This window comes from bacterium (genome assembly GCA_040753555.1).
Taxonomy (GTDB): Bacteria; UBA9089; UBA9088; order UBA9088; family UBA9088; genus JBFLYE01.
The window spans coordinates 1-2156 of sequence record JBFMDZ010000291.1; the positions used below are offsets into that span (position 1 = coordinate 1).

Genomic DNA, 2156 nt, shown 5'->3' on the forward strand with positions numbered 1-2156 from the left:
ATAATCAAAAAAAGTACAAAAAACAAAGAAGAAAAAACCAAAGGGAAAGGCAAAAATCACTATAAATATAGAAGGATAGAGAAGATAAAAGAAAAAAATGATGATTTTTAATGTGTTTAAGTTTTTATCGAGAATTACTAGTTTAATTGGTAACTACTCATAATTTTGGGGAGATGATGTAAAAAGTACAAAAGTTTTTTTGAAAAAATGCCGATAATAAGAGTGGTATGGAAAACAGAAATACCACCTTTAAAGAAATAGATATAGATAAAATTTGTTCTGATGAAAACCTCAAGGGTCTAATCTGCGACTTGATGAATGAGATAGAGTGGTTAGTGAAAGAGAATAAGGAGTTAAAAAAAGAGGATCAAAGATTAAGGACAAAATGTCATTGATGCATTATCCTTTGTTTTTATAGATAGATCCCTTGTTCCTATTGGGATTAAATATGGATAAGGTGAATAGTTACTTTCCTTTTAGAATTTGCAATTTACAATTTTTGTATGAATGACATCTTTTTTCTTAAAAGGGCTATTATGCTTGCAAAAAAAGGTTTGGGAAAGACAAGCCCAAATCCTATGGTAGGATGCGTTATTGTAAAGAATGGAAGGATAATAGGTGATGGCTATCATAAAAAGGCAGGTTTTCCCCATGCAGAGATTGAGGCTTTAAATAAAGCAGGAAAAGATGCAAAGGGAGCAACATTATATGTGAATCTTGAACCTTGCTCACATTATGGAAGAACGCCACCCTGCACAGATGCAATAATTAAGGCAGGCATAAAAAGGGTTGTTGCCTCTTGCCTTGATGTAAATCCAATTGTAAATGGTAAGAAAATATTGGAAAGGAAAGGAATAAAGGTTAATATTGGGCTATTAAAAGATGAGGGGCATATGCTTAATGAGGTATATTTCAAATATACAAGAACAAAAATGCCATTTGTTATCCTTAAGGTTGGAATGAGCTTGGATGGAAGGATAAGTCAGGGGTCAGAGAGCCAGAGGGTCAGGGAGTCAGGGAAATGGATAACAAGTGAAGCCTCCAGGAAAATTGTCCATAGGCTTCGTTCCCAGGTGGATGGGATTATGGTAGGAAAGGGGACAATCATTAAGGACAACCCATATCTTACAACAAGGCTTGTTAAAGGAAAGTCGCCAATTAGAATTGTTGTTACAACAGATGGAAAAATCCCAATTAACTCAAATGTGTTTGGAAGAAAAGAGGACTTAATAATTGCAAGCACAAAGAAGCCTCCTTTTGAGATTGCAAAAAACGCAGAAATAATCATTATAAAAGAGGAAAATGGCATGGTTTCCCTTCCTGAACTTCTTTTAAAACTTGGCGAAAGGGGTATTACATCCATCCTACTTGAGGGAGGACAAAGGCTTATTGCATCATTTTTAAATAGATGCCTTATTGATAAAGCAATATTCTTTATCTCGCCGAAGCTCATTGGCGATGATGGCCTTTCTCTTTTAAAAGACATCCCCCCCCTAGAGCTTAAAAATGTAAAGATAGGGCGTATTTCAGAGGATATTATGGTAAGTGGGTATTTTAATCCAATTTGACATAATTACAATTATTTAAGGCTAATGGCTAAAAATTCCTCCAAAAAATCATTGCAAAATTTAGGTAGGAAGCTATACTTTCATCCAAACAAAGATGAAAGCATTAGTATTGGCAGGTGGTAAAGGGACACGCTTAAGGCCGATTACCCATACCTCAGCCAAACAACTTGTTCCTATTGCAAATAAGCCTATACTTTTTTATGGCCTTGAAGCAATTAGAGAAGCCGAAATAAAAGAGGTTGGGATTGTTGTCGGTGATACGAAAAATGAGGTAATCTCTGCGGCGGGGGATGGAAAAAGATTTGGATTGAGTATAACATATATTGAGCAGGAAGCGCCATTAGGTCTGGCACACGCTATAAAAATATCCGATGAATTTTTAAAAGAGGAACCATTTGTGATGTATCTGGGCGATAACCTAATCAAAGATGGGATTAAAAAATTCGTTGAGGAATTTAAAGTAAAAACCCAACTTCAACAGAAACTTGGCGAAATTGGTGGTAGCGAAAGTAGAATTTCTTGTATTTATAAGGGATTGAGGGGTATGGGGAGGTAAAAATTACAAAAAAGTGAGTGACAATAAAATGT

General features: G+C 35.3%; 2 protein-coding genes and 1 pseudogene. All 3 read left to right on the forward strand.

All coding sequences use genetic code 11. The annotated features are described in order from the left end of the window. Positions 1-227 precede the first annotated feature (227 nt). The 3 genes and pseudogenes from AB1630_12630 to AB1630_12640 all read left to right on the forward strand — a co-directional run bounded on the left by AB1630_12630 (position 228) and on the right by AB1630_12640 (position 2034). Positions 228-395 (forward strand): hypothetical protein, encoded by a 168-nt coding sequence (locus tag AB1630_12630; GenBank protein MEW6104636.1) that lies wholly within the window; start codon positions 228-230, stop codon positions 393-395. Between the two features lie 108 nt (positions 396-503). After that, positions 504-1568 (forward strand): bifunctional diaminohydroxyphosphoribosylaminopyrimidine deaminase/5-amino-6-(5-phosphoribosylamino)uracil reductase RibD, encoded by a 1065-nt coding sequence (gene ribD, locus AB1630_12635; GenBank protein ID MEW6104637.1) that lies wholly within the window; start codon positions 504-506, stop codon positions 1566-1568. A 94-nt stretch (positions 1569-1662) separates the two neighbouring features. Further along, a pseudogene (locus AB1630_12640) lies at positions 1663-2034 on the forward strand (sugar phosphate nucleotidyltransferase). Positions 2035-2156 lie beyond the last annotated feature (122 nt).